Raw genomic sequence first — 3804 nt, forward strand, 5'->3', positions numbered from 1 at the left:
GTCGGCGAACCGGCCCCGCCACCCCGCGCGCTGGCGGCTCCCGAACCGACCTGGTCCTCGCGGACGTCGGTCTGGGCGGTGGCGTTGCGATGGTGTGCGATGAAACGGGTGGAACGGGGTGGAACGGGGTGGAACGGGGTGGATCAGTGCGCGGCCGCGCGGGCCATCGCGCCCGTCCGGCGCGGCTGCAGCGGAACGCTGCTCGCCGTGGCCCGGGCCGGCGGTGCGGGTGCGCGGTCACGGCGTGGCTGTGCGGCCACACCGTTCTGGACGTCCATCACGGCATGCGCCACGAGTCCGCCCATCGGGTCGTGCCGGATCAGGTCCCGCAGTCGGGACCTGGACGACCGCCCCTCGTTGCCGGGGTACAGGTGCTTGCCGAGTCCGACCGCGTGGGCCAGTGCGGCGAGCGCCGCGGTCCGCGGGTCCGGCGGTACGCCGGTGCGGATCGCACTGTCGAGCCGGGCTCGGATCTCCCGGCTGATCTCCGTATCCGTCGCCTGGTAGCGAGTCGTCGGCAACACTCCGCACATCTGTCCCGCGACGGCATGAACCATGCCGCAGCGCTCCAGATGAGCGAGGTAAATCTGACGGAGCCCCAGTCGGGGTCCGCCGATCCAGTGGACGGCCCGTACCGGGCTGCCGCGCCTGCGCAGCAGTTCCAGTGCGGAGTCCAGAGTCGGATCTCCTGTCGGCCGTGGCATCACCACGGCGATACGATCCCCATCAGGGGCTATCCGTCCTGCCAGAGCCAGCTCCACTAGCTGTGCCCCGGCCAGGCCGAGGTCGAGCGACTGCGGCTGCGCCGTGGTACCCGTGGCCGGGTCCAAGGCGAGCAGCAGAAGCTCCTCCGGAATTGTTCTGCGGCTCCTGCCCATCCATGCCTCCCCGCGTGGATGAGTGACAGGGTGACGCCTCTCACATTCATCTGTCGAGAGCGCGTGGCCGCTTTGTGGGGGAACCCGCAGCTATGTCGTTCTCGTCTCGCACGGGGGCGATGCTCCCGAGACGGGACACTGTTAGACATTCGGACAGCCGGACATGGCGGCGATGGAGGAGGCACGGTGGCGGGCGAGTCCCCCGACAAGTCGGTAGATGAAGGTGCGCCGGGGGCGGCGAAGTCGTCCGCGGAGCGTGATCCGAGGCTGTCGGTGTTCCGGCCGCGGGATCCCGAGAGCGGCGGGGCCGCAGCTGCCGGTCCGGGTACCGGTGCCGGAGCCCGTGCGGGTGCCCGTGCGGGTGTCGACGTCGATGTCCAGGCCGATGCCGAGTCCGAGGCTGGAGCCGAGTCCCAGTCCGAGGCCAGGGCCGTAGCCGAGGCCGGGGCCGAGTCCGAGTCCGAGTCCGAGGCCGGGGCCGTAGCCGAGTCCGAGGCCGGGGCCGAGTCCCAGTCCGAGTCCGGGGCCGAGCCCGTAGCGGTCGAGGCCGGCGAGCGGGACCCGCTGCGCGATGCGGTGGCGGCGTGGGTCGCCTCCACCGACGATGACGATGCCGACGACGCTGCCCCAGCGGGCGATGCCGAAGATTCCGCTTCGGCGGACGATGAGGCGGGCGCGGTCGAGCCAGACGCCGACGGACCCGACACGCCGGATGCCCGTACCGAAGCGGCGGACTCCGACTCCGACTCGGATTCCGTTTCGGGTTCCTCCGGTGACCCGGCTCCGGTCGTCGAGGCGAAGCCCGCGGCCCCGAAGTCGAAGGCGGACGAGCCTGCGGACAGTGAGCGCACCGCCGTGTTCAGGGCATTCACGCCCGCCAAGGCGAAGCCCGCGGCCGAGAAGCCGAAGAGCGATGAGCCTGCGGACAGTGAGCGCACCGCCGTCTTCCGCGCCTTCAAGTCCGATTCCGCTTCGGCTCCCGCCACGGAGACGAAGCCGACCGGCGCGGCCGAGAAGCCGGTCGCCGAGAAGCCCGCGGACAGCGAGCGCACCGCCGTCTTCCGTGCCGTGAGGCCCGCTTCCGCTTCGGCTCCCGCCGGGGAGCGGCCGAAGCCCGCGGCCGAGAAGCCCGCGGCCGAGAGGCCGGCGGCCGAGAGCCCGGTCGCCGATGAGGCCGCGGACAGCGAGCGCACGGCCGTCTTCCGTGCCGCGAGGCCCGCTTCCGCTTCGGCTCCCGCAGGGGAGGCGAAGCCGGCCGACGCGGCCGAGAAGCCCGTGGACAGCGAGCGCACCGCCGTCTTCCGCCTCCCGAAGGTGGACGCGGCCGACGCGCAGGCCCCGAAGCCGGCCCCCGCCAAGCCGCTGACCCTGGCCAAGCCGGCCGAAGCCCGGTCCGCCGCCAAGCAGGCCGAGCCCAAGCCGGCCGAGCCCAAGCCCGCTACCACCCCCGCGGCCAAGCCCGCCGACGCCAAGCCCGCGGCCGAGTCGGCCAAGGGCAGCACCTTCGTACCGCTGCGTCCGGACGGCATCGCGCCGCCCGCGGCCGGGCCGCGGCCGAAGGTTCCGGTTCCGCCCGCCGCCGCGCGGTTCGACCACTCCGAGCGCACCACGCAGCAGCCGCTGCCGCCCAAGCCGCCGCTCGACATGCTGGCGGACCTCACGAACAACCCGCCCCCGCCGCCGAGCCCGATGCGCACCGCCGTCCGGCGGTTCAAGATCTACGCGCCGCTCGTCGCGCTCCTGGCGGTCATCCTGGCCGTCGTGCAGCTGGTGCGCCCGCTGCCCGAGCCGACGCTCGTCATGACCGCGAAGTCCTCGTACACCTTCGACGGCACCATGCCCCAGCTGCCGTGGCCCGCCGAAGGCCAGGCGTATATGGCGGCCGCCGGTCTCGGCACGCTCGGCCAGTCCGGCGAGCAGAAGCCCGTGCCGATCGCGAGTGTCACCAAATCGATGACGGCGTACATCATCCTGCGCGACCACCCCGTCAAGAAGGGTGAGCAGGGCCAGATGATCGACGTCGACAAGACGGCCGAGACCGAGGGCAAGAAGAACAACTCGACCGACAACGAGTCCACGCTCGACACGGTCAAGGAGGGCGACAAGATCTCGGAGTACGACGCGATCGCCGCCCTCATGATCCCGTCGGCCAACAACATCGCGCGGCTGCTCGCGCGCTGGGATTCCGGTTCGCAGGAGGCGTTCGTCAAGAAGATGAACGACACCGCCAAGGAACTCGGCATGAAGAACACCACGTACACGGACCCCTCGGGTCTGGACGCGACGACGGTGAGCACCGCCGAGGACCAGGTGAAGTTGGGGCTGAAGCTCGTCGAGATCGAGACGCTGCTCGACATCACGAAGAAGCCCAGCTGGATCGACCCGTCGGGCAAGAAGTGGGACAACTGGAACCGGCTGGTTCCGTACAACGACTCGCTCGGCATCAAGACCGGTACGACGACCAAGGCCGGCGGAAACCTCCTCTTCGCCGCGCAGAAGAAGGTCGGCAACACCAACCAGCTGATCGTCGGCGCGGTTCTCGGCCAGCACAAGGCGCCGATCATCGACACGGTCATCGCCGCCAGCAAGCAGTTGATGCTCGCCACCCAGAAGTCCCTCGACGGCGCGACCGTCGTGAAGAAGGGCGAGGTCGTGGGCTACGTCGACGACGGGCTCGGCGGCCGCACGCCGGTCGTCGCCACCGCCGACGTACAGGCGGTCGGCTGGGCCTCGCTGACCGTCGACGTCAAGCTCGCGGCCGGCGGCGGCACGATGCCGCAGACCGCGACGGCCGGTACCGAGGTCGGCCTGCTGACCGTCGGTGAGGGTGCCAGCCAGGTCAAGGTGCCGGTGGCGCTGCAGTCCGACCTGGCCGCGCCGGGGATCGGCAGCAAGCTGACGCGCGTCGGCTGACATCCGGTGAGAG

The 3804-nt window shown here is 71.2% G+C and carries 2 protein-coding genes; one reads left to right on the plus strand and one right to left on the minus strand.

The window, feature by feature from the left end:
- Positions 1 to 143 precede the first annotated feature (143 nt).
- Positions 144 to 878, minus strand: a complete 735-nt coding sequence (locus ACWGIU_RS32415; RefSeq protein ID WP_030390041.1) for a GOLPH3/VPS74 family protein — start codon at positions 876 to 878, stop codon at positions 144 to 146.
- A 186-nt stretch (positions 879 to 1064) separates the two neighbouring features.
- On the opposite strand from ACWGIU_RS32415, the gene ACWGIU_RS32420 reads away from it, so the two are divergent.
- Positions 1065 to 3791 carry a hypothetical protein gene (locus ACWGIU_RS32420; protein WP_453711683.1) on the plus strand — a complete coding sequence of 909 codons (2727 nt, stop codon included), beginning with the start codon at positions 1065 to 1067 and terminating at the stop codon, positions 3789 to 3791.
- Positions 3792 to 3804: the final 13 nt, after the last annotated feature.

Source organism: Streptomyces sp. NPDC054840 (assembly GCF_053611065.1).

Coding starts and splice junctions, on each gene's coding strand:
- ACWGIU_RS32415 (WP_030390041.1), bottom strand. CDS start 878: ATGGGCAGGAGCCGCAGAACAATTCCGGAGGAGCTTCTGCTGCTCGCC.